Genomic DNA, 21,766 nt, shown 5'->3' on the forward strand with positions numbered 1-21,766 from the left:
TGCATTGGCGCGGCCACTCGTCATCCCCTCCCCTTGCGTGTTGTTGCGCGCAACAGAGTGGCATACGCGTGCGACGAACGTGAGGCCGGTCAGTTCTTCGTGGTGGCCGACTTGGACGCAGATGCGCCGGAGGAGGCGGACTTGGACGCCGACTTGGAGGGCGAGGAAGAGGGCTTCGTGGAGGAACTGCCCTTGGAACCTTCACTGTTGGCGGCCGAGACCGCCGCGATCGCCTCCTTGACGGCCTTCTCCGCCGCCTTGGTCAGCTCGTTCGCGTCCGGCGTCTTCTCGCCCGCGAGACCGGCGCCGTTGTAGTCGAGCGTGATGACCACGTTCTCGACCCGGGCGACCACCGTCTGCTGCTTGAAGGCGCCCTCCTTCTTCTTCAGGTCGTAGCGCACCGCCGTCGCCTCGGTGCCCGTCCCCGAGACCGGCTCCGACTTGGCGTTCTTCGCGCCGGAGACACTCCGCGCGTCGCTGACCTGCTGGGCGTAGTACGTGTGCGCCTGCTTGTCGGCGGAGCCGCGGCTCGCGTCCGAGTCGAAGCGCAGCAGGGAGACGTTGAGCCAGCGGAACTGGGAGCCCTTGGTGCCGTTGTTGTCCAGGCTGGTCCAGGAGCAGGAGGAGCGGGTGGCGGTGTCGTCGGAGGTGCCCTCCTTGCCCGACTTGGTGCCCTTCGGTACCAGATCGCCCAGGGTGTTCTTCGACAGCACCGCGCACGGCTCGGGAAGCTTCGTGTACGCGGCCGCCTGCACGGTCGGGGAGGCGCTCGCCGAGGGCTCCTGCGTGGAGCCGCTGCTCGCGGTCTGCTGGGCGTCGGCGCCGCCCTTGTCCGTGGAGTCGCCGCTGTCCGAGGAGCAGGCGGCGGTGATCAGGACCGCGGGAACGGCTGCCGCGCAGACAAGGGCGCGGCGCAGGCGCTTGGCTCGCTGGGCTCGGGCACGGTCGTCTCGCTGGGCTGCTCGCTGCATGGTTCCTTCACTCGTGACGCTCGGTGTTCGTGCGGGTTCCTGCGGGGCCACCGTACGCGGTGAAGGAGCTGTGGGGTTTCCGTTCGCGCGCTTTGCGGGTGGCGGCGGAAGAGGCCTCGGCGGGGGTCAGCTGCCCAGTGCGTCGTCCAGTTGGGAGGCCAGATCACGGGCCCTGTCCTGCATTTCCTTGCTGTCCGGGACCGTTCCGGTGGCCGTCGGCTGCTCCTCGTACTCGATGGTGACGACGACATTGGACGTGCGGAACACCACAGTCACCGTCCGCGGTCCGGCGGTCGAGCCGGAGCTGCCCAGCTGGTCGTCCAGATACGCCTCGTCACCGAGATCGGACAGTACGCGGGGCTGGAGATCGGTCGGAGTGGCGTCCGGGGAGGTCTCCGTGGTGGAGGGGGACGCGTCGTCGCTCGCGGTGGCCGTGGGGGTGGGCGTGGGCGTGGGCGTGGGCGTGGCCGTGCCGGCGGAGGACGCAGGGGTGGCGGGGGTGGCGGAGGTCGGCTCGGGCAGGTCGGCGGCCGTCTCCTTCTCCTCGAACAGCTTCTGCGCCTGGTCGTCGTCGCTGACCGCGTTGTCGTACGACACCACGCGCTCGAAGTCGACGGCGAGGCGGTCGGTGGCGTCGGCGGACTCCACCTTCCAGTGGCAGCCGACCTTGCGGTCGGTGTTGTAGGTGAGCGTGGCATCGCCCTGGTACGCCCTGTCGCGCTGCTCGGGGTCGGCGAGCTGCTTGATGCCGGGCAGCAGCGAGTCGAGGGTGTCGTGGTCGATCACGCCACACGGCTCGGGCAGGGTGCGGTACTTGCCGGGCTGGGCCGCGACGGTCGCCGTACCGGCGTCGCCGGGGTTGGCGTTGTCCGTCGGGCCGTCACCTCCGGAGCCGCTCGTGCAGCCGGCCAGCAACGCCGCCAGGAGGGCGGCGATGCCGGTTACGTACGCCTTCCGCTGCACGGTCGGTCTCCTCTCGACGGTGTGCACTCGCTCGGTGATCCAGTGTCCCCGCTGGTTAATGGCTTGCCGTGGCGGGGCGCTCCCTGGACACAATGTGTATCGCACGCACTGCCGTGGACGCCGGTCCCATGTCCCTTTTCACAGACCTTGGCGCCGCTTTTGCGTTTTGATGCTTTTAAGCCATTTGTTGTGTTGTCGGGGGAATTGAGGAACGTCATGTCGTACGTGGAGATGCCGGGCGCGAAGGTACCGATCCGGATGTGGACGGACCCCGCGACGGTGGAGGACGTGGCCCTGCGCCAGCTCCAGAACGTCGCCACCCTGCCCTGGATCAAGGGCCTGGCCGTGATGCCGGACGTGCACTTCGGAAAGGGTGCGACGGTCGGGTCGGTCATCGCCATGCAGGGCGCGGTGTGCCCTGCCGCGGTGGGCGTGGACATCGGCTGCGGGATGTCGGCGGTGAAGACGTCGCTGACCGCCAACGACCTGCCGGGGGACCTGTCGCGGCTGCGGTCGAAGATCGAGCAGGCGATTCCGGTCGGGCGCGGGATGCATGACGACCCCGCGGACCCGGGGCAGTTCCACGGGCTGGCGACGGCCGGGTGGGACGACTTCTGGAAGCGTTTCCACGGCGTCGCGCAGGCGGTGCACTTCCGTGAGGAGCGGGCCACCAAGCAGATGGGCACCCTGGGCAGCGGCAACCACTTCATCGAGGTGTGCACGGACACCACCGGCGCCGTCTGGCTGATGCTGCACTCCGGTTCGCGGAACATCGGCAAGGAACTCGCCGAGCACCACATCGGCGTCGCCCAGAAGCTCCCGCACAACCAGGGCCTGGTCGACCGCGACCTCGCCGTCTTCGTCGCGGACACTCCGCAGATGGCGGCCTACCGCAACGACCTGTTCTGGGCGCAGGAGTACGCCAAGTACAACCGCGCGCTCATGATGGCGCTGCTGAAGGACGTGATCCGCAAGGAGTTCAAGAAGGCCAAGCCGACCTTCGAGCAGGAGATCTCCTGCCACCACAACTACGTGGCGGAGGAGCGGTACGAGGGCATGGACCTGCTGGTCACCCGCAAGGGCGCGATCCGGGCCGGCTCCGGCGACTACGGGATCATCCCGGGCTCGATGGGCACGGGCTCGTACATCGTCAAGGGTCTCGGGAACGAGAAGGCCTTCAACTCGGCCTCGCACGGCGCGGGCCGGCGGATGAGCCGCAACGCGGCCAAGCGGCGCTTCTCGACCAAGGACCTGGAGGACCAGACCCGGGGCGTGGAGTGCCGTAAGGACTCCGGTGTCGTGGACGAGATCCCGGGCGCCTACAAGTCCATCGACCAGGTCATCGACCAGCAGCGGGACCTGGTGGAGGTCGTGGCCAAGCTCAAGCAGGTCGTGTGCGTGAAGGGCTGAGGGCGGCCGCCGTGCGTCACTTCGCGTGGCGCACGGCGTAGATCATCACGAACGCCACGATGTGGATGCCGAAGAGGAAGTAGGCCAGGAAGTACCAGACCTGCCGTTCGTTCTTCGTCTCCTGGGCCAGGCGGCGCTTTTCGAGCGAGTCCTCGTCCGTCATCACAGCTCCCGGTGGACCTTGGTGTTGGAGGCCTGGGCGCGGGGGCGCAGGACCAGCAGGTCCACGTTGACGTGGCTGGGGCGGGTGACCGCCCAGGTGATCGTCTCGGCCACGTCGTCGGCGGTCAGGGGCTCGGCCACGCCCTGGTAGACCTTGGCCGCCTTCTGCTCGTCGCCGCCGAAGCGGGTCAGCGCGAACTCGTCCGTCTTGACCATCCCGGGGGCGATCTCGATCACCCGGACCGGCATGCCGACGATCTCCAGGCGCAGGGTCTCGGCGAGGACGTGCGCGCCGTGCTTGGCGGCCACATAGCCGCCGCCGCCCTCGTAGGTGCCGTGGCCCGCCGTGGAGGACACCACGACCACCACGCCGTCGCCGCTCGCCTCCAGCTTGGGGAGCAGGGCCTGCGTGAGGTTCAGGGTGCCGAGGACATTCGTCTCGTACATCGTGCGCCAGTCGGCCGGGTCGCCGGTGGCCACCGGGTCCGCGCCCAGGGCTCCGCCGGCGTTGTTGACCAGCACGCCGATCGTCTGGAAGGCCGTCGCGAACTCGTCGACCGCCGCGCGGTCCGTCACGTCCAGCTGGTACGCCGTCGCCGAGTGGCCGGCCGCGTTGATCTCCTTCGCCAGCGCCTCGATGCGGTCCACGCGGCGGGCCGTGAGGACGACGCGGTAGCCGGCCTCGGCGAGCTGCCGGGCCGTGGCGGCGCCGATGCCGCTGCTCGCACCCGTGACGACGGCGATGCGGGAAGCTGCGGACGGGGCGGGGGCCATGGGCTGCTCCTGGACGAGAGAAGGGTCGGCGCTCCCTCCAGCGTATTCGAGGCTCAGGCGCCGCCTCGCGGGGCCCACATGATCACGGCCATGCCGGCGAGACAGATGAGGGCACCGGTGATGTCCCAGCGGTCGGGCCGGAAGCCGTCGGCGACCACGCCCCACAGGAGCGAGCCGGCCACGAAGATCCCGCCGTACGCGGCCAGGATGCGGCCGAAGTGCGCGTCCGGCTGGAAGGTGGCGACAAAACCGTAGGCGCCGAGCGCGAGGACGCCGCCGGTCATCCACAGCCAGCCGCGGTGCTCGCGCACGCCCTGCCAGACCAGCCAGGCGCCGCCGATCTCGAACAGCGCGGCGACGACGAAGAGGGCGGCGGAGCGGAGGATCGACATGGCGGCAGCTTCGCACGCGGGTGCGGTGTCACCTGATGGAGGGCGCCTGACGACCGGCTCGCGTGGCATACATCCGTACGGCATACCGGACGAGGTCAAAGCGAGGTGGCATGCGGATGAGGGCATGGGTGCTGGGTGCGTGCGGTGCCGTGATGGTGGCCGCGGGTGTGGCCGGGCCGGTCGGGGCCGCGACCGGGCCCGAGGCCGATCTGTCCTTCCACGGGAGCGCCGTCCTGAAGGAGGACCAGGTGGAGGTCCGGGTCAGTCCGCACAACGACGGGCCCTCGGCCGTGTCGGGCGCGAGTGTGCAGCTGCGCTGGTCGGTGCCGCTCGCCGAGCGGCAGCTGTTGCCGGGCGGGTGCGCGCGGACGGACGCGCGGACGGTGGTGTGCGACACCGGGGCGCTGGCCGAGGGCGAGACCGGGGAGCAGCTCACGCTGGTGGCGCGGCTCGCCGAGGCGCCGTCGGAGTTCACGCTGGAGGTGGACACCGCCTGGAACGGCGGTGCGGTCGACCGGGACCGCTCGAACGACCGGCTGAGGGTCCTCGTCCTCGAAACCGGGGACGCGTACGCCTTCTGAGGTGTCCGGACCGTCGTACGATCTCTGCACCACGCAGGCGAAGGGGAGTGCGGCATGGCCGGGAACGGGACCGGGCGGTCCGGGCTGCTGGCGGAGCTGTCCGTGGTGTCCCGGCGGTACATGGCGTCGTACGCCCTGTTCAACCAGGCCGTCGCCGACCGGATCGGGCTGCACCCCACCGACCTGCAGTGCCTGAACCTGCTCACGCTGGAGGCGGAGCCGGTCACCACGGGCCGGGTCGCGGAGCTGACGGGGCTGACGACCGGGTCGGCGACCCGGCTGGTGGACCGGCTGGAGCGGGCGGGGTACGTCGTGCGGCAGCGGGACGACACGGACCGGCGGCGGGTGCTGGTGGCGACCGTGCCGGAGAAGATCGCCGAGTTCGGGCGGATGTGGGACTCGCTGGCCGGTGACTGGTCCCGGATCTTCGACGAGCTGGACGACACCGAGCTGGCCGTGATCGTCCGGCACATGGAGCGGACGGTGGAGTTCAGTGGGGAGCAGATCGCGCGGCTGCGGGAGGGGCGCGGCTAGGCGGTGTCCTTCGGCCGGCGTGACGCCTGGGCCACGAGGAGGAGCAGGAGTCCGCAGGCGGCGACCGTGATCCAGCCCGGCCGGGACGCGTGGGCGAGCCCCGCGGCGCTGGTGCCCGCGGCCAGGCCGCCCGCGATCGCGATGCCGAGTGCCGAGCCGAGCTGGCGGGCGGTGGAGGTGATGGCTCCGGCCACACCGGCCCGGGCGGGCGGCAGTCCGCTCACCGCGGTGTTGGTGATCGGGGCGTTGGCGAAGCCGAATCCGGCGCCGATGAGCGCGTAGGCCGCAAGGAGCAGCGGCAGGCCCGTGTGCCGGTCGAGCCCGAGCAGGCCGAGACCGCCCGCGGTGATGAGGCCGCCGGCCAGGAGGAGCGGCAGCCGGGGTCCGGTACGGCCGACCAGGTGCCCGGACAGGGGTGCGCAGACGGTCGCCCCGAGGGCCATGGGCAGGGTCGCGGTGCCGGTGGCCAGGGGGGTCCATCCGCGGGTGTGCTGCAGGTAGAGGGTGTTGAGCAGCAGGGTCACGTTCAGGGCGACGAAGACCGCCACGGCGCCGAGGACCGCACCGCTGAAGGCCGGCCGGCCAAAGAGGCGCAGGTCCATGAGGGGCTCGCGCCGACGGGACTCGACCCGCACGAAACCGGCCGTCGACAGGGCCGCGACCGCGTACGCGGTCAGTGCCGCGGGCGAGGTCCAGCCGATGCGCGGTCCTTCGATGAGGACGGCGACCGTGACCCCGATGACCTCGGTCAGCAGGATCTGACCCGGGAGGTCGAGCCGCCGCCCGCCGTGCGCGGCCCGGGACTCCGGCACGAACACCGCACTGAGGACGAGGGCGGCCACGATGACCGGTGCGTTGATCCAGAACACCGACCGCCAGCCGAACGCCGCGATGAGTGCGCCGCCCGTGACCGGGCCCGCGGCCATGCTGAGCCCGAAGACCGACGCCCAGACGCCGATCGCCTGCGCCCGCTCCCGCGGATCCGGCATCGCGTTCACCACGATGGCCAGCGCCACGGGGCTCAGCATCGAGGCGCCCACTCCCTGGAGCACACGGGCCGCGACGAGCACGCCCACCGACGGTGCGAGTGCGCACAGCAGCGAGGCGGCGCCGAAGACGGCCAGGCCCGACTGGAACACCCGGCGGCGGCCCAGCCGGTCCGCCACTGCGCCGGAGGAGATCAGGAGACTGGCCAGGACGAGCGTGTACGCGTCCACGGTCCATTCGAGGCTCCGTGTCCCGATGCCCAGACCCTCGCCGATGGTGGGCAGGGCCACGTTGACGATGGTGGTGTCGAGGCCCACCAGGAACATGCTGAGGCAGCAGACGGCCAGCACCGTCCAGCGTCTGCGTGCGCTGAGGAGGGGCGGCTGGACAGGGTGCGGTGCGGCGATTGCGGTCACGGTCTACCTCGCGGTTCGGGGAGCGTCTGTCCGGCCATGCTGTTGCCGGACACCGGCCGCGCCCCAGGCCTTTTGCCAAGGCGGCAAAAGGCCGTGCCGTTTCCCGGCTAGGCGGGGTTCTCCGCGTCGTAGCGTTCGCGGGCCTCCTGGACCTCCTCGAAGTGGGTCTCCGCCCACGTCTTCACGGCGGTCATCAGGCCGGCGAGGCTGCGGCCGAGCGGGGTGAGTTCGTAGTCGACCCGGACCGGGACGGACGGGGTGACCGTGCGGGAGACGATGCCGTCGCGCTCCAGGGTGCGCAGGGTCTGGGTGAGCATCTTGGGGCTGACGCCGGCGACCTTGCGGCCGATGTCGCTGTAGCGCATGGGCCCGGGGGACAGGGCGGCGACGACGAGGCCCACCCACTTGTCGCTGAGCCTGCCGAGGAGGTTGTTGGTGGGGCAGGCCGCCAGGAAGGCGTCGTACTCGATCCGGGCCTGCTCACGCCGCTGGGCCGCGCTCATCGTCGCCATGGCTCTCCTCCGGGTCCCCTACGCACTCTCAGGTAACTACTTACCGATGGATAGTAGCTCTCCTATGGTTGGTGCTGCGGCCGGGAAAGTGCCGTGAAATACATCAAATGCCTTGTAATCGGGGAGAGTTGGCATGCGTGCTGCTGTGGTGACGACGTTCGGCGGTCCGGAAGCCGTGGAGATCGTGGACGTGGCGGTGCCCGAGCCGGGGGCGCGGCAGGTGCGGATCAAGGTGGCGGCCAGCGCGGTGAACCCCGTGGACCTGGCCCTGCGGGCCGGTCTCTTCGGCGGCGCGGGCGGGCCGCTGGGTCTCGGCTGGGACGTGGCCGGCACGGTGGACGCGGTGGGCGAAGCCGCGGCCTGGCAGGTCGGCGACGAGGTGGTGGCCCTCGCGGCGGGCGTGAGCGAACCGCTGGGCGCACACGCCGAGTACGTCGTCGTACCGGCGGACACGGTGGCCAAGGCCCCGGCCACGGTCGACGCGGTGCATGCCGGAACCCTGCCGCTGAACGCGCTGACCGCGATCCAGGCCCTCGACCTGATGGAGCTGGCGCCGGGTGCGTCGCTGCTGGTGACCGGTGCGGCGGGCGCGCTGGGCGGGTTCGCCGTGCAGCTGGCCGCGCACCGGGGGATCGCGGTGACCGGGCAGGCCCGGGCGGCCGACGAGGAGCTGGTGCGGTCCTTCGGCGCCACTCACTTCACGACCGAGGCAGCCGCCCCGGCGAGCGTGGACGCGGTGCTGGACGCGGCGATGCTCGGTGAGCCGGCGCTGGAGTCGGTGCGCGACGGTGGCGTCTTCGTCAGCGCCCGGCCCGGCGGCCAGCCCGACTCCGTCCGCGGTGTGCGGACCACGGCCGTGATGGTGAGCGCCGACGGGGCCCGGCTGGCGGAGCTGGCCCGGCTCGTGGACGAGGGGGTGCTGAGCCTCCGGGTGGCCGGGACGTACGGCCTGGAGGAGGCCGCGAAGGCGCACGCACGGGTGGCCGAGGGCGGGGTGCGGGGTCGCCTGGTGCTGGTCCCGTAGTGCAGACGGGAGTTTGACGACAGGGCCTAGGGTGCGGACATGAAGATCATGGAGTTGGAGCCGGGGGACCCGCGGCTCGGGACCGAGGTGCTGCCCGTGCTGCGGGAGCTGCGTCCGCATCTGACCGAGGAGCTGTTCGCCCGGGTGTACGAGGAGGGGAGCGCGCAGGGGCTGCGCTTCTCCGCCGCCTACGACGAGGACGGGGCCTGCGTGGGGGTGGCCGGCTGGCGGGTGCTGGTCAACACCGTCTCGCTGCGTCAGCTGTACGTCGACGACCTGGTGACCGCCCCGGCCGCCCGGTCCGGCGGGGTCGGCCGCGCGCTCCTCGTGCACCTGGAGGAGCGCGGCCGGGCGCTCGGCTGTCATGAGCTGAACCTCGACTCGGGCACCCAGCGAACCGACGCTCACCGCTTCTACCTGCGGGAACGCATGGAGATAGCGGCCTTCCACTTCGCGAAGCAGCTGTAGGGGGACGCCGGGAATAGCTCGGAGAGGGCCACGGTTCCAGGGGTATAGTTGAACCGTCAACAACCTGGAGGGTGAGCGACCATGCAGTTCGGGATCTTCACGGTCGGCGACGTCACGCCGGACCCCACCACGGGGCGTACGCCGACCGAGCGCGAGCGGATCAAGGCCATGGTCGCCATCGCGCTCAAGGCCGAGGAGGTAGGCCTCGACGTCTTCGCCACCGGCGAGCACCACAACCCGCCCTTCGTGCCGTCCTCGCCGACGACCATGCTCGGCCACATAGCGGCGCGGACGGAGAACCTGATCCTCTCCACCTCCACCACGCTCATCACCACCAACGACCCGGTGAAGATCGCGGAGGACTACGCGATGCTCCAGCATCTGGCCGACGGCCGGGTCGACCTGATGATGGGCCGCGGCAACACCGGGCCGGTCTATCCGTGGTTCGGCCAGGACATCCGTGAGGGCATCAACCTCGCCATCGAGAACTACGCCCTGCTGCGCCGGTTGTGGCGCGAGGACGTCGTCGACTGGGAGGGCAAGTTCCGCACGCCGCTGCAGGGCTTCACGTCCACGCCGCGGCCGCTGGACGACGTGCCGCCGTTCGTCTGGCACGGCTCGATCCGTTCCCCGGAGATCGCCGAGCAGGCCGCGTACTACGGCGACGGCTTCTTCCACAACAACATCTTCTGGCCCGCCGACCACACCAAGCGGATGGTCGAGTTCTACCGGAAGCGGTTCGCCCACTACGGGCACGGCACCCCGGAGCAGGCGATCGTCGGGCTGGGCGGTCAGGTCTTCATGCGGAAGAACTCGCAGGACGCGGTGCGCGAGTTCCGGCCGTACTTCGACAACGCGCCGGTCTACGGCCACGGGCCCTCCCTGGAGGACTTCACCGACCAGACCCCGCTGACCGTCGGCTCCCCGCAGCAGGTGATCGAGAAGACGCTGGGCTTCCGCGAGTACGCCGGCGACTACCAGCGCCAGCTGTTCCTGATGGACCACGCGGGCCTGCCGCTGAAGACCGTGCTCGAACAGCTCGACATGCTGGGCGAGGAGGTCGTACCGGTGCTGCGCAAGGAGTTCGCGAACGGGCGCCCGGCCAACGTGCCGGAGGCTCCCACGCACGCTTCCCTGCTGGCCGCCGCCGCTGACTCCACTGCCACTGCTGACTCCTCTGCCGCTTCCGAATCCGAAGGAGTGACCGCCGAATGAAGCTCGTCGTCGTCTCGGCGGGGCTGAGCGTCCCGTCCTCCACCCGGCTGCTGGGCGACCGGCTGGCCGCCGCCGTGGACCGGCACACGCCCGTCGACCTCCAGGTGATCGAGCTGCGCGACCTCGCGGTCGAGATCGCGCACAACTTCACCAACGGGTTCGCGGGCCGCGCCCTGGCCGCCGCGCAGGACGCGGTGACCGAGGCGGACGGGCTGATCGTGGTGACGCCCGTGTTCACCGCCTCGTACAGCGGGCTGTTCAAGTCGTTCTTCGACGTGCTGGACAAGGACGCCCTGGCCGGCAAGCCGGTGCTGATCGCGGCGACCGGCGGTACCGCCCGCCACTCTCTGGTGCTGGAGCACGCGCTCCGTCCGCTGTTCGCCTACCTGCGGGCCGTGGTCGTACCCACCGCCGTGTACGCCGCCTCGGAGGACTGGGGCGCGGAGGGCCTGCCCGAGCGGACCGAGCGGGCGGCGGGGGAGCTGGCGGCCCTGATGCAGGGGCTGTCGGCGGCCCGGCCGGCCAGGGACGGCCTCTCGGCCGAGGGCGACCTCCCGGCCGAGGACGACCTCGCGGTCGTGCCGTTCGAGGAGCAGCTGGCCCGGCTCGGCGCGTGACGGTGAAAAGACGGTAGGCCTCCGCTGCGGGTTGCTCCTGCGACGGTGAGAGGCGGGTAAAAAGGGTGATCGTAGACCCGCTCGTCCCGGCCGAACCGCCGGAGGCCTTGGCAGACTGGGGACGTGCCCCAGACTGTGCTGCTCGCCGAAGACGACCGTGCCATCCGTCATGCCCTGGAGCGTGCCCTGACCCTGGAGGGGTACGAGGTGACGGCGGTGGCCGACGGCGTGGAAGCGCTGGCACAGGCCCACAGGACCCCGCCGGACGTCCTCGTGCTCGACGTGATGATGCCGGGCATCGACGGGCTCCAGGTCTGCCGGGTGCTGCGGGCCGAGGGCGACCGCACCCCGATCCTGATGCTCACCGCCCTGGTGGAGACCGCCGACCGCATCGCGGGCCTGGACGCCGGCGCCGACGACTACGTGGTCAAGCCGTTCGACGTGGAAGAGGTCTTCGCACGGCTGCGGGCCCTGCTGCGCCGTACCAGTCCGGTACCCGCGGGCGGTGTCGGCGCCGCGGCCACCGGCGGTGACGGCGGGCGGGACATCCAGGTCTCCGACCGGCAGGTGGAGGCCGCCGGGATCCGGATGGACCTCCAGGCCCGCCGGGCCTGGCGCGGCCGGCGCGAGCTGGAGCTGACGCGCACCGAGTTCGAGCTGCTGGAGCTGCTGGTCCGCAACGCGGGCATCGTGCTCGACCACTCCACGATCTACGACCGCATCTGGGGCTACGACTTCGGGCCCGGCTCGAAGAACCTCGCCGTGTACGTCGGCTACCTGCGCCGCAAGCTGGACGAGCCCGGCGCCGCCCAGCTGATCCACACCGTCCGGGGCGTGGGTTACGTGCTGCGGGAGGACTAGTGAGCCACCGCTGGCGGCTGCCGGCCGGGCCCCGGCCCAGGCTCGTGTCCCTGCGCACCACCTTCGCGGTGTCCTTCGCGGCCGTCACCGCCGCCGTGGCCGTCCTCGTCGGCATCCTGTCCTACAACTCCGCGGCGCGCCTGGTCCGGGTCGACCAGCAGTCGGTGTTCACGCAGGTCGTCCAGGACGTGCAGGACGAGGTGCGTCAGCACGAGATGGTCCCCGAGGACTTCTCCTCCTCCCGCCCCGGCCATGATCTGGTCCGGCCGGCCCGGACCGACGTACAGGTGCTCGGCGCGCTGGGGCAGATCGTCGACCACGGCAGTCCGGTGCTGCCCGTCACCGCCCGGGACAAGGGCGTGGCCACCGCGCAGGGGGCCGGCAGGGTGGTCCAGTACAAGGACGTCCGGGTCGGCGAGGACCTGTTCCGCATCGCCACCGTCTCCCTCGGGGACGGGAAGGGCGCGGTGCAGGTCGCGCAGGAGTTCAGCGACACCGAGGATCTGCTGCGGGCGCTGCAGCAGCGGACGCTGATCCTGATGGCGGCGGTCGTGGTCGCCGCGGGGCTGTTCGGCTGGTGGCTGGCCCGCCGGATCACCATGCGGCTGGTGATCCTCACCTCCGCCGCCGAGGACGTGGCCCGCACTCGCCAGCTGGGCATCGAGGTGCCCGTCGCGGGCCTGGACGAGGTGGGCCGGCTCGGCCGTGCCTTCGACCGGATGCTCGGCCGGCTCGCCCAGTCGGAGGAGGACCAGCGCAGGCTGGTCCAGGACGCCGGGCACGAGCTGCGGACACCGCTGACCTCGCTGCGTACGAACATCTCGCTGCTGCGCAGGATCGACGAGCTTCCCCCGGCGACCCGGGAGGAACTCGTCGCCGATCTCACCCAGGAGGCCCGGGAGCTGACCGACCTGGTCAACGAGCTGGTCGATCTCGCGGCCGGGCAGTCCGACGCGGAGCCGCCGCAGCGGGTGGACCTCGCCGACATCGCCGAGGACGTGATGGGGCTGGCCAGGCGGCGCACCGGCCGGGAGATCGTGCTGCGCGCCAGCGGTGACACGCGCACCGACGGGCGGCCCGGGATGCTGCAGCGGGCCCTGTCCAACCTGGTCGAGAACGCGGCGAAGTTCGACCGCGACGGCAAGGCGCCCATCGAGATCAACATCACCGGGCCCGCGCGGCTCGGGACCGTCCGGGTCGAGGTCCTCGACCGGGGCCCCGGCATCGCCGAGGGCGACCTGATCCGCATCTTCGACCGCTTCTACCGCGCCGCCGACGCGCGGTCCCTGCCGGGGTCGGGGCTCGGCCTGTCCATCGTCCGCGAGGTCGCCATGGCCCATGGCGGCGCACCGTTCGCCTTCCGGCGGGAAGGGGGCGGGGCGGTCATCGGGTTCACGGTGGGTGGGGGGATTGTGGGGAGCGGGGGGAGCTGAGGGGCGTCTGGCGCGGGCCGCTTCGGCTTCGCCTTCGGGGCTGTACCGGGCTATGCCGAGGCAAGGAAGTCCCGGACCGCGTCCGCGAAGCCGACCGGGTCGTTGGCGTACAAGAAGTGGTCCGTCCCCAGTTCGGCGAGACGGGTGCCGGGCCGCCGAGCGGCCATCTGTGCTGCCTGCTCCGCCGACAGCACACCGCCTTCGGCGCCGCGTATCAGCAGCGCCGGGCAGGCGGAGGCGGTCCAGTCGGCCCAGTGGTCGCCGTGGACCCGGTCCTCGGATTCGTAGATGTCCTTGGGGTGGAAGTGCAGGCCCCAAGTTCCGTCCGGCCGCTCGCGAACGGCGGATTCGAGGAAGGGGGCGAACGGGCCCAGCTGCGCCACGAACGCCTCCCGGCTGGGGCAAGTGCCCTCCGGAAGGTTCAGCACGAACGCCAGCGGGTTGCTGCCGTCCAGGCCGAGCTCGGCACAGCCCTCGCCGTTGACCAGAGCGGTCACGCGCTCGGGGTGGCGGGCGGCGAACTGGTAGGCGTTGATCGCGCCGAGCGAGTGGCCGAGAAGAGCCGCCCGGTCCAGTCCCAGGTGGTCCATGAGGGCTTCCAGGTCGGCGAGGTAGCCCTCCCGGCTGTAGTCGGCCGCCCGGTCGGAGTCGCCGTGGCCGCGCTGGTCGGGCGCTATGACCCGCCAGTCCGGGGCGAGGCGGGCGGCGAGATCGGCGTACGACATGCCCTCGGACATGTGTCCGTGCAGGGCGAGCAGCGGGCGACCCGGTCCGCCGAAGTCCACGTAGGACAGGGTGCGGCCGTCGATGGTGAGCGCGGAACGCTTGGCGTTGTCAGTGTTCATGGGTTCACCGTAGACGACATCTATACGCTCGTACAAGACGTATGTGTAAGACGCCTGTGTGAATCGTGGTGCCATGCGGTCGAGGGCTGTTCCCGGTGGCTCGGTGGGGTCATGATCGGAGTGGGAGTTGACCTCCGGAGGGGAGCTGCCGTGCTCAGTGATCAGGAGGCTGCTGTTCTCGCCTGTGTCGACGAGGCGGCCGTCGGGCGGATGCTGCTGGAGTTGATCGCGATTCCGAGTGTGACCGGGAGTGCCGCCGAGTCGGAGATCCAGCATCGGCTGGCGGGGTGGCTGGAGCGGCTCGGGCTCGAGGTCGATCTGTGGTCGATGGATCTGCCCGCTCTGCTGGCCGACCCGGAGTTTCCTGGCATGGAGGTGCCGCGCGAGGAGGCGTGGGGCCTGGTGGGGGTCAGCGAGGGGGGTGGGGACGGGCCGACGCTGGTTCTGCAGGGGCATGTGGATGTCGTACCGCCCGGGGACCCTGCCGCCTGGGACGGGGATCCGTTCGTGCCGAAAGTGATCGGGGATGTGGTGCACGGGCGGGGGGCCTGTGACATGAAGGCGGGGGTCGTCGCTCATCTCGCTGCGCTGGCCGCCGTACGGGCCGCCGGGGTGCGGTTGCGAGGGCGTGTAGCCATGCACTTCGTTGTCGGTGAGGAGGACGGGGGGATCGGTGCCTTCGGGACTCTGAAGCGGGGGTACGGCGGCGATGCCTGCGTCATTACCGAGCCCACCGGTGGGACCCTCATCACGGCCAACGCCGGGGCCTTGACCTTCCGTCTCTCCGTGCCCGGTCAGGCCGCTCACGCCAGTTCGCGGGACGCCGGGGTCAGTGCCGTTGATGCCTATGTGCCGATCCATGAGGCGCTGGCCCGGCTGGAGGCCGCCCGCAACGCCGGCCCCTCGCCGCTGATGGCCGAGTATCCGATCCCGTACGCCCTTTCCGTCGGGACGCTGCGTTCCGGGGACTGGGCGAGCAGCGTGCCCGATCTGCTGGTCGCGGAGGGGCGGCTCGGGGTGCGGCTGGGGGAGGAGCCGGGCGAGGCGCGGGCGGAGTTCGAGCGGTGTGTGGCCGAGGTCTGCGCCGGTCATCCCTGGCTGCGGGAGCATCCGGCGACGGTGAGCTGGCCGGGTGGGCAGTTCGCGAGCGGGCGGCTTCCGGAAGGGCATCCGCTGCGGGACGAGGTGCGCGACGCCTGCGCCGACGCCAACGGCTGGGCCACCCGGCCCCGGGAGCGCGGCGCGCCGTACGGCAGCGACCTGCGGCTGTACGCGGGGGCCGGGATTCCGACACTGCAGTACGGGCCGGGGGATGTGCGCGTCGCGCACAGTCCTCGGGAGAGCGTGTCCCTTCGTGAGGTGGTGGAGGTGGCGCGGACCCTCGCGCTCACCGTGTTGCGGACGACCGGGGTGAAGTGAGGTCCGGGCAGCCGGGCTGCCTGCGGCGGGTGAAGGCCGGCAGGGTGGGCGGGGCGAGGAAGCCCTCCGCCCGGGCGCTGGCCAGGCCGATGCGGGGGATGTCGCTGCTCTTCGCGAAGAGGAGGAAGCGGGGCTCCCAGACCGGGCGGTACTTGGCGTTCGCGCGGTACAGGGACTCGATCTGCCACCAACGGGAGAAGAAGGTGAGGATCGAGCGCCAGAGGCGGAGCACGGGACCGGCGCCGAGACGGGAGCCGCGTTCGAAGACCGAGCGGAACATCGCGAAGTTCAGCGACACCCGGCGGACGCCCAACTCCTCGGCCCGCAGCAGGAGTTCCACGACCATGTACTCCATCAGGCCGTTCTCGCAGCCGCGGTCGCGGCGCATCAGGTCGAGGGAGAGACCGGCCTCGCCCCAGGGGACGAAGCTGAGCAGAGCCCGGGGGACATCCTCCGCGTCCCGGCACTCCAGCATCACGCAGCGGCCGTCGCCGGAGTCGCCGAGGCGGCCCAGGGCCATGGAGAAGCCGCGCTCGGTGGCGCCGTCGCGCCAGTGGTCGGCGCGGTCGACGAGGAGGGCCATCTCCTCGTCGGGGATCTCCTCGTGGCGGCGGATGCGGACCGTGTAGCCGGCCCGGCGGACGCGGTTGTGGGCCTGGCGCACCACGCGCATGGCCCGGCCGTCGAGGGTGAAGTCGGCCAGGTCGACGATCGCCTCGTCGCCCAGTTCGAGGGCGTCCAGGCCGTGGCGGGAGTAGATGGTGCCCGCCTCCTCGCTCGCGCCCATGACGGCCGGCGTCCAGGCGTGGCGGCGGGCCTCGGCCAGCCAGGCGTCGATGGCGCCGGGCCAGGCCTCGGGGTCGCCGATGGGGTCGCCGGAGGCCAGGCTGACGCCGCCGACGACGCGGTAGGTGACGGCCGCCTTGCCGCTGGGGGAGAAGATGACGGCCTTGTCGCGGCGCAGGGCGAAGTAGCCGAGGGAGTCGCGCTCGCCGTGCCGGTCCAGCAGGTCACGCAGCTTCCGCTCGTCCTCCGCCGCCAGCAGGCACTCGCCGCGCGGGGCGCGGAAGCAGGCGTAGAGGACCAGCAGGAAGGTCGCCGCGATCAGGACGTTGACGATCATGTCCGTCCAGCGGGGCGCGTCGACGGCGGGGACGCGGTCGGCGAGCGGGCCGACGCTGATGCCGCGCAGCAGGGTGTAGGCGATCTCGTCCTTGAGGGTGGCGCTGGGCAGTTTGTTGGTCGCGTGCACGAGCAGGGTGCCGAGGGCGGCGCTGAGCAGCGTGCCGCCGGTGCCGACGGCGAGTGCCAGGCGCGGGTTGGAGCGGTCGCCGATGGCGTCGAACTCACGCCGGCCGATCAGCAGGGCGGCCACGAACAGGCCGGTCAGGGCGGCGGAGAGCCAGTTGGAGAGGTGCTCGCGGTAGGGGTCGCGGGTGAGGGCGAGGACGTAGAGGGAGAAGAGCGGGCCGGCGAGGAGGAGGTTGAAGACCCAGGCGGCTCGCTTGCGGCGACGCATCACGATCGCGAGGAAGAGGGCGAGGGCCGCCGAGCCCAGGCCGGCGGTGGCCAGGTAGGGCGTGAAGTACGCGCCTCCGTTGTGCTCGTGCACCTCCTCGCGGAACGGCAGCGAGAGGACCGCGGCGATGTTGAGCGCCACCTGCAGACGCAGGTACCAGACGGTGGCCGTCGCCGCCCGCTTCCGCAGCCGGCCGTCGTCGGTGGACGGGAAGGGGATACGGGCACGATGGTTGCGCTGAGCGGGGACCCGTGGGGTGGTCGGGCTCGACTGTTGTGCGGGCATGGTGGCGGGCACCTTGGGGAGGGGGACGGGGCAACGTTGACCCTACAGCTCGTAGGGTAACGTGTGTACGGGTGTACACATACCTGGTTCACAGGATCTCATCCCGGACCCTGGCCGCTCCGCCGGGCCGCCGCAAGGGTCCACGCCAGATTGCCCACGGCGGCCCCGGCCGCCACCGCGGCCACGATCACCCCGCCGGTCGCCAGACCGTCGCTGAACAGGTGCGGGCGCCGGTCGAGGCTGTGCAGCCCGAAGCCGCACAACTCGTACACGCCGACGGCGGCGACGAACAGGCTGACGACCAGCAGGGTCAGCGTCGGGGCGAGAGCACGCACGCAGACCTCCTCCGCCGGGCTCGGTTTCGCTTCCGTGTCCTGCATGGTGCTCCCCCGATGAACAGACGTGTGGCCGATGGCGGTTGGGAACCTACATTACGTAGGGTCGGTTGGGGTCGGAGGCGTGCCCAACCAGATACTCCTACGCGCGGCATCAGCCGAAGCGGCCCGCCACATAGTCCGCCGTGCGCTGGTCCGCCGGGGCGTTGAACATCTGCTCGGTCTCGCCGTGCTCGACGATCCCGCCGGGGGTGCCCTGTTCGGCGAGGAAGAAGGCGCACTGGTCGGAGACGCGGGCCGCCTGCTGCATGTTGTGCGTGACGATCACGATCGTGACCTGGCCCGCGAGCTCGTGGATGGTCTCCTCGACCCGGCGGGTGGAGGTCGGGTCGAGCGCCGAGCACGGCTCGTCCATGAGCAGGACCCGGGGCCGTACCGCCAGCGCGCGGGCGATGCACAGGCGCTGCTGCTGGCCGCCCGACAACGCGCCGCCGGGCCGGCGGAGCCGGTCGCGGACCTCCTTCCACAGACCCGCGCGGGTCAGGGACTCCTCCACCAGCTCGTCCCGCTCGCGGCGGCTCGCGCGGGTGCCGGTGAGCTTGAGGCCGGCCACCACGTTGTCGTAGATCGACATCGCGGGGAACGGGTTGGGCTTCTGGAAGACCATGCCGATCCGGCGGCGGGCGTCGGTCAGCCGGCGCTCGGGGGCGTAGATGTCCTCGCCCTCGAAGAGCACCTCGCCGCCGAAGGCCGCGCCGGGGATCAGCTCGTGCATGCGGTTCAGGGTGCGCAGGAAGGTCGACTTGCCGCAGCCGGAGGGGCCGATCAGGGCCGTCACCCGGCCCGCGGGCATGGTCAGCGAGACCCGGCTGAGTACCTGGTGGCCGCCGAACCAGGCCGAGACCGCACGGGCCTCCAGGGTGGCGGGCGCGGCGCCGGGGACGGGGGCTGCGACGGGCAGTACGGCGGTGTCGGTGATGGTGTCGGTCACTGCGGTCTCGGTCATGGTGGCCACCTCTGGTCGGGCAGGGTTACAACAGGTTCGGGAGCAGCTCGGTGGTGCGTGTGGCGACCTGGAGGCCCAGCACGGCGACGACCGGTGCGAAGACGATCCACGTCTGGTGGCGGCCCCAGCGGTGCCACGTCCACACCGCGGCGATGGACGCGAGGAGCAGCGCCTGGAGCCACAGCACCAGCGGCCAGGGCACCCCCGAGGGGCGGGCCAGCGGCTGCTCCGAGTCCGGCAGGGTGCCGGGGCGGATCACGGCCGCCGGGGTCTGGAAGGGCGCGGAGACCAGGTCGGCGTCGACGCGCAGGATGCCGCCGGGCATGAAGCGGGGGCCGGTCGCGGTGACCAGCACCAGGCGGCCCTTGCCCGCGGCCGCCGGGACGGGTGCCGGGTCGCCGGCCCGCCGTACGTCGATGACCTGGTACTTGGCCTTGCCCTGGCCGGTGGTCACGGTGAAGGTGCTGCCCGCGGTGAGGTCGGCCAGGTGCCCGAACGGGGCGCCGTACGCGGCCGCCCGGCCCATCAGCACGCTGGTCCCGGCCTGTCCCGGCATCGGGGTGTCCCGGCGGTGACCGGGTCCGTCGGTCATGACGGCGGCGTCGGTGCCCTCGAACACGACCTGGTTCAGGCCGAGTTGCGGTACGTCGATGAGCGCGACCGGGGTGCCCGGCGCGAGCAGCTTGCCCTGCTGGTCGGTCTGGGACACGGGGGCCGTGCCCAGGGCGAGCTGCTCGCGCAGCTCGTCGAACGCGGCGTGCTGCGCGCTGTGCTGCTGGATGCCGCTGACGAGCAGCAGCTGAGCGGTGATGCCGAGCAGCAGGGCGGCGAGGCTGAGCAGGCCGCCGCGGGCCAGGTGGCGGACGGCGGTGACACCGCGGACGCGGGTGCGCGGCGCGGCCGGTGCGAGCGTGGTCGGTACGGCGACGGTCACGTCGGCCCGCCTCCTTCGCTGGGGGTGGGGGCTGCCGGGGAGACGGTGCTGGTCTCCCCGGCAGCCGGGTGGGTCAGGTGGACTTGATGGTGAAGTCGGCGCCGGTCTTGGCGTTCACCGTCGAGGAGCCGGCGTAGTACGCGTGCAGGGTGTGCGAACCGCGGCTCAGCAGGGGCAGAGTGATGGTCACCTGGCCACCGCTCAGCGTGCCGCTGGCGCGCAGGGTGGTGCCCTCGTAGATGCGCACGGTGCCGGTCGGCGTCGTGCCGGTCGCGGAGACCTTCACGGTGACCTTGGCGTGGCTGGTGTGGCTGACCGAGGCGGGCGCGGTGGTCGTCACCGTCGGGGCGGCCTTGGTGATCTTCAGGGAGGCTGTCGTCGAGGAGCCGAGGAGCTTGCCGTTGCCGCCGTAGGAGACCGTCAGGCTGTGCGTGGCCACCTTGAGGTGGTTCGACAGGCTGATGGTGACCTTGCCGGTGGTGCCCAGAGTGCCCGTGCCGAGGACGGTGGTGCCCTCCTTCACCGTGACGGTGCCGGTCGGGACGACGCCGTGCGTGTCGGTGACGGTGACGGCGACCTTCGGCGTCTTGCCGTAGGCCGTGGTGGCCGTGGTCGCCGTGGTGGCGCTGGCGTACTTGACGGTGCCGGTCCAGGTGGCGGCGGCGCCGGTGCCGTTGAGGTTGGCGCCGGCGACCGTGGCGGTGTAGCTGCCGAGGGCCAGGTGGCTGAAGGTGTACGACGTGGTGGTGGCCGGGACGTCCTTGACGGCCACGACGGCGCCGTCCGGACCGGTCAGCGTGATCCGGTAGTCGGTGAGCGGCAGGCCGGTGGCCGCCGGGGCGGTCCAGCTGAGCTTGACGCTCGCGTCGCCTCGGGTGCCCTTCACCCCGGTCGGCGCGGAGGGCGTCTGGGTGTCGATGCCAGACTCCTCCAGGCCGCCCAGCTTGGCGTGCTTGGCCACGCTGACCGAGCCGTTGTACGACTCGTTCACGAAGCCGAAGGCGGAGATGACGCCCTCGGCGGAGTCCGAGGCCATCGCGGCCTCGTGGCTGCCCGCCGTCACGAAGACGTCGTAGAGGTCCTTGTCGAAGAAGATGCTGGTCGGGTCGATCGCCCGGGACGGCACGACGTTGTAGACGTCGCGGCCGAAGGTGGAGTTCTCGTAGTAGGCGTTGACCGGGGCGAGCTTGCCGTTGACCGTCGTCACCGGGCTGGTGGCACCGGTGTCGCCCGGCAGCTGTACCGCGGCGAGGTGACCGCCCGCGGCCGCCGAGGTCTTGGTGAAGTCGGGGGAGACGCCGTTGTTCTGGGCGATCCAGGAACCGACCGAGAAGGGCACCAGCGCGCCGTCCTCGGTGAGGGCCGCGTTGCCCTGGTTCTCCTGGACGGTCGGGATGTTCGGCGCGATCGTCGCGTCGGTGAGGCCGATCGCGGAGAGGAAGAACGCGCGGGTGCCGGAGCCGCTCTGCGGGATCTTCGGGTGCACGGTCTGGCCGTTCACCGTGGTGAGCGAGCCCGCGTAGATGTCGTGCAACTGGTCCACCGTGAGGGTGTCCAGCGCGGAGCCCCTGACCGCGACGCCGACCGCGTCACGGGCCATCGGGATGTAGGTCAGCGCGGTGCCGGAGACCTTCGGGCCGCTGGAGGAGCGGCCGAAGTCGACCTGGCCCTTGATGGCGACGCCGGAGGAGTCCGGGTACTTGTCACCGGTCAGCGACTCGCTCAGGGCCAGGCGGCCCTTGCCGGAGCCGTTGGGGCGCAGGAAGGACGGGCCGCCCGAGCGGGTGGTGATGTCCGAGGTGGTGGAGCCGGTGCCGGGCTCGATCGCGTCGTAGGAGGCGATGCCCGCGCCGCCTGCCGACTTCACGGCCGTGTCGGCGTAGGTCTTGCCGTTGACGGTGTCGCCGGCCAGGGCGTTGAGCACGTCCTGAGTGGTGTCGGAGCCCACGCCGACCAGCTTGCGGAAGGTACCGGCGGGGGTGGGGTCGGCGTACGCGGGGCTGGTCAGAGCCAGGCCGCCGGCCACCACGGCGGCGGCGACGAGCGCCGCCGTAGAGCGCGTTCTGCGCATCGAGAGTCTCCTGACGATAGTGCGTCGGTGCG

The 21,766-nt window shown here is 71.5% G+C and carries 23 protein-coding genes; 10 read left to right on the forward strand and 13 right to left on the reverse strand.

All coding sequences use genetic code 11. The annotated features are described in order from the left end of the window. Positions 1–89: 89 nt before the first annotated feature. Together ACFYZZ_RS39525 and ACFYZZ_RS39530 are read right to left on the reverse strand one after the other, a co-directional pair. Complete coding sequence (locus ACFYZZ_RS39525) at positions 90–971, reverse strand: DUF3558 domain-containing protein (RefSeq protein WP_389187136.1); 882 nt, start codon at positions 969–971, stop codon at positions 90–92. A gap of 126 nt (positions 972–1,097) precedes the next feature. Beyond that, complete coding sequence (locus tag ACFYZZ_RS39530) at positions 1,098–1,934, reverse strand: DUF3558 domain-containing protein (RefSeq protein WP_389187139.1); 837 nt, start codon at positions 1,932–1,934, stop codon at positions 1,098–1,100. A gap of 216 nt (positions 1,935–2,150) precedes the next feature. Between ACFYZZ_RS39530 and ACFYZZ_RS39535 the strand changes: the two genes are divergently transcribed. After that, on the forward strand, positions 2,151–3,344 hold the full coding sequence (locus tag ACFYZZ_RS39535; RefSeq protein WP_389187142.1) for an RtcB family protein: 1,194 nt from the start codon (positions 2,151–2,153) through the stop codon (positions 3,342–3,344). 16 nt (positions 3,345–3,360) lie between these two features. Here the strand turns inward: ACFYZZ_RS39535 and ACFYZZ_RS39540 are convergent, their stop codons facing one another. Genes ACFYZZ_RS39540 through ACFYZZ_RS39550 form a run of 3 tightly spaced genes read right to left on the reverse strand, consistent with a single transcriptional unit; the run spans position 3,361 to position 4,672 of the window. Beyond that, positions 3,361–3,603 (reverse strand): hypothetical protein, encoded by a 243-nt coding sequence (locus ACFYZZ_RS39540; protein WP_389187612.1) that lies wholly within the window; start codon positions 3,601–3,603, stop codon positions 3,361–3,363. After that, the gene (locus ACFYZZ_RS39545; RefSeq protein WP_389187145.1) at positions 3,507–4,280 is read right to left on the reverse strand and encodes an SDR family NAD(P)-dependent oxidoreductase; all 774 of its coding nucleotides are present in this window, start codon (positions 4,278–4,280) and stop codon (positions 3,507–3,509) included. Before ACFYZZ_RS39545 ends, ACFYZZ_RS39540 begins: the two co-directional genes overlap by 97 nt. Before the next feature lie 53 nt (positions 4,281–4,333). After that, positions 4,334–4,672, reverse strand: a complete 339-nt coding sequence (locus tag ACFYZZ_RS39550) for a YnfA family protein (protein WP_389187147.1) — start codon at positions 4,670–4,672, stop codon at positions 4,334–4,336. 110 nt (positions 4,673–4,782) lie between these two features. Between ACFYZZ_RS39550 and ACFYZZ_RS39555 the strand changes: the two genes are divergently transcribed. Next, entirely contained in the window at positions 4,783–5,253 is a 471-nt protein-coding gene (locus ACFYZZ_RS39555) for a hypothetical protein (RefSeq protein WP_389187150.1), read from the forward strand. Positions 5,254–5,307: 54 nt separating this feature from the next. Next, entirely contained in the window at positions 5,308–5,787 is a 480-nt protein-coding gene (locus ACFYZZ_RS39560; RefSeq protein WP_389187153.1) for a MarR family winged helix-turn-helix transcriptional regulator, read from the forward strand. Here the strand turns inward: ACFYZZ_RS39560 and ACFYZZ_RS39565 are convergent. Together ACFYZZ_RS39565 and ACFYZZ_RS39570 are read right to left on the reverse strand one after the other, a co-directional pair. After that, entirely contained in the window at positions 5,784–7,190 is a 1,407-nt protein-coding gene (locus tag ACFYZZ_RS39565) for an MFS transporter (protein ID WP_389187156.1), read from the reverse strand. The two genes, ACFYZZ_RS39560 and ACFYZZ_RS39565, sit on opposite strands and share 4 nt — an antisense overlap. Before the next feature lie 107 nt (positions 7,191–7,297). Beyond that, positions 7,298–7,702, reverse strand: a complete 405-nt coding sequence (locus ACFYZZ_RS39570; protein WP_389187159.1) for a winged helix-turn-helix transcriptional regulator — start codon at positions 7,700–7,702, stop codon at positions 7,298–7,300. A 133-nt stretch (positions 7,703–7,835) separates the two neighbouring features. Here ACFYZZ_RS39570 and ACFYZZ_RS39575 point away from each other — a divergent pair, with 133 nt between their 5' ends. The 6 genes from ACFYZZ_RS39575 (at position 7,836) to ACFYZZ_RS39600 (ending at position 13,320) form a co-directional block, all read left to right on the forward strand. Then, positions 7,836–8,726, forward strand: coding sequence for an NADP-dependent oxidoreductase (locus ACFYZZ_RS39575; RefSeq protein WP_389187162.1), 891 nt, complete (start codon positions 7,836–7,838; stop codon positions 8,724–8,726). A 39-nt stretch (positions 8,727–8,765) separates the two neighbouring features. Then, positions 8,766–9,194, forward strand: coding sequence for a GNAT family N-acetyltransferase (locus ACFYZZ_RS39580; RefSeq protein WP_389187165.1), 429 nt, complete (start codon positions 8,766–8,768; stop codon positions 9,192–9,194). A gap of 81 nt (positions 9,195–9,275) precedes the next feature. Continuing rightward, positions 9,276–10,409 (forward strand): LLM class flavin-dependent oxidoreductase, encoded by a 1,134-nt coding sequence (locus ACFYZZ_RS39585; RefSeq protein WP_389187168.1) that lies wholly within the window; start codon positions 9,276–9,278, stop codon positions 10,407–10,409. Continuing rightward, complete coding sequence (locus tag ACFYZZ_RS39590) at positions 10,406–11,026, forward strand: FMN reductase (protein ID WP_389187171.1); 621 nt, start codon at positions 10,406–10,408, stop codon at positions 11,024–11,026. Before ACFYZZ_RS39585 ends, ACFYZZ_RS39590 begins: the two co-directional genes overlap by 4 nt. 123 nt (positions 11,027–11,149) lie before the next feature. After that, on the forward strand, positions 11,150–11,887 hold the full coding sequence (locus ACFYZZ_RS39595) for a response regulator transcription factor (protein WP_389187175.1): 738 nt from the start codon (positions 11,150–11,152) through the stop codon (positions 11,885–11,887). Beyond that, positions 11,887–13,320 (forward strand): ATP-binding protein, encoded by a 1,434-nt coding sequence (locus ACFYZZ_RS39600; RefSeq protein ID WP_389187178.1) that lies wholly within the window; start codon positions 11,887–11,889, stop codon positions 13,318–13,320. The genes ACFYZZ_RS39595 and ACFYZZ_RS39600 overlap by 1 nt, the downstream gene beginning before the upstream one ends. 50 nt (positions 13,321–13,370) lie before the next feature. Here the strand turns inward: ACFYZZ_RS39600 and ACFYZZ_RS39605 are convergent, their stop codons facing one another. Further along, positions 13,371–14,165, reverse strand: a complete 795-nt coding sequence (locus ACFYZZ_RS39605) for an alpha/beta fold hydrolase (RefSeq protein ID WP_389187181.1) — start codon at positions 14,163–14,165, stop codon at positions 13,371–13,373. A 150-nt stretch (positions 14,166–14,315) separates the two neighbouring features. On the opposite strand from ACFYZZ_RS39605, the gene ACFYZZ_RS39610 reads away from it, so the two are divergent. Beyond that, on the forward strand, positions 14,316–15,584 hold the full coding sequence (locus tag ACFYZZ_RS39610; protein WP_389187185.1) for an ArgE/DapE family deacylase: 1,269 nt from the start codon (positions 14,316–14,318) through the stop codon (positions 15,582–15,584). Here the strand turns inward: ACFYZZ_RS39610 and ACFYZZ_RS39615 are convergent. The 5 genes from ACFYZZ_RS39615 to ACFYZZ_RS39635 form a co-directional block, all read right to left on the reverse strand. Beyond that, a complete protein-coding gene (locus tag ACFYZZ_RS39615; RefSeq protein ID WP_389187188.1) occupies positions 15,553–17,388 on the reverse strand; it encodes a phosphatidylglycerol lysyltransferase domain-containing protein in 1,836 nt (611 codons plus the stop codon). The genes ACFYZZ_RS39610 and ACFYZZ_RS39615 overlap by 32 nt on opposite strands. A 98-nt stretch (positions 17,389–17,486) precedes the next feature. Then, positions 17,487–17,723 (reverse strand): hypothetical protein, encoded by a 237-nt coding sequence (locus ACFYZZ_RS39620; RefSeq protein WP_386577017.1) that lies wholly within the window; start codon positions 17,721–17,723, stop codon positions 17,487–17,489. A gap of 154 nt (positions 17,724–17,877) precedes the next feature. After that, on the reverse strand, positions 17,878–18,729 hold the full coding sequence (gene pstB / locus ACFYZZ_RS39625; RefSeq protein WP_389187192.1) for a phosphate ABC transporter ATP-binding protein PstB: 852 nt from the start codon (positions 18,727–18,729) through the stop codon (positions 17,878–17,880). Positions 18,730–18,754: 25 nt separating this feature from the next. Then, complete coding sequence (locus ACFYZZ_RS39630; RefSeq protein ID WP_389187195.1) at positions 18,755–19,663, reverse strand: sortase; 909 nt, start codon at positions 19,661–19,663, stop codon at positions 18,755–18,757. Positions 19,664–19,736: 73 nt separating this feature from the next. Next, positions 19,737–21,734 carry an Ig-like domain repeat protein gene (locus ACFYZZ_RS39635; RefSeq protein ID WP_389187198.1) on the reverse strand — a complete coding sequence of 666 codons (1,998 nt, stop codon included), beginning with the start codon at positions 21,732–21,734 and terminating at the stop codon, positions 19,737–19,739. Positions 21,735–21,766 lie beyond the last annotated feature (32 nt).

This window comes from Streptomyces sp. NPDC001816, assembly GCF_042892235.1.
Classification (GTDB): Bacteria; Actinomycetota; Actinomycetes; order Streptomycetales; family Streptomycetaceae; genus Streptomyces.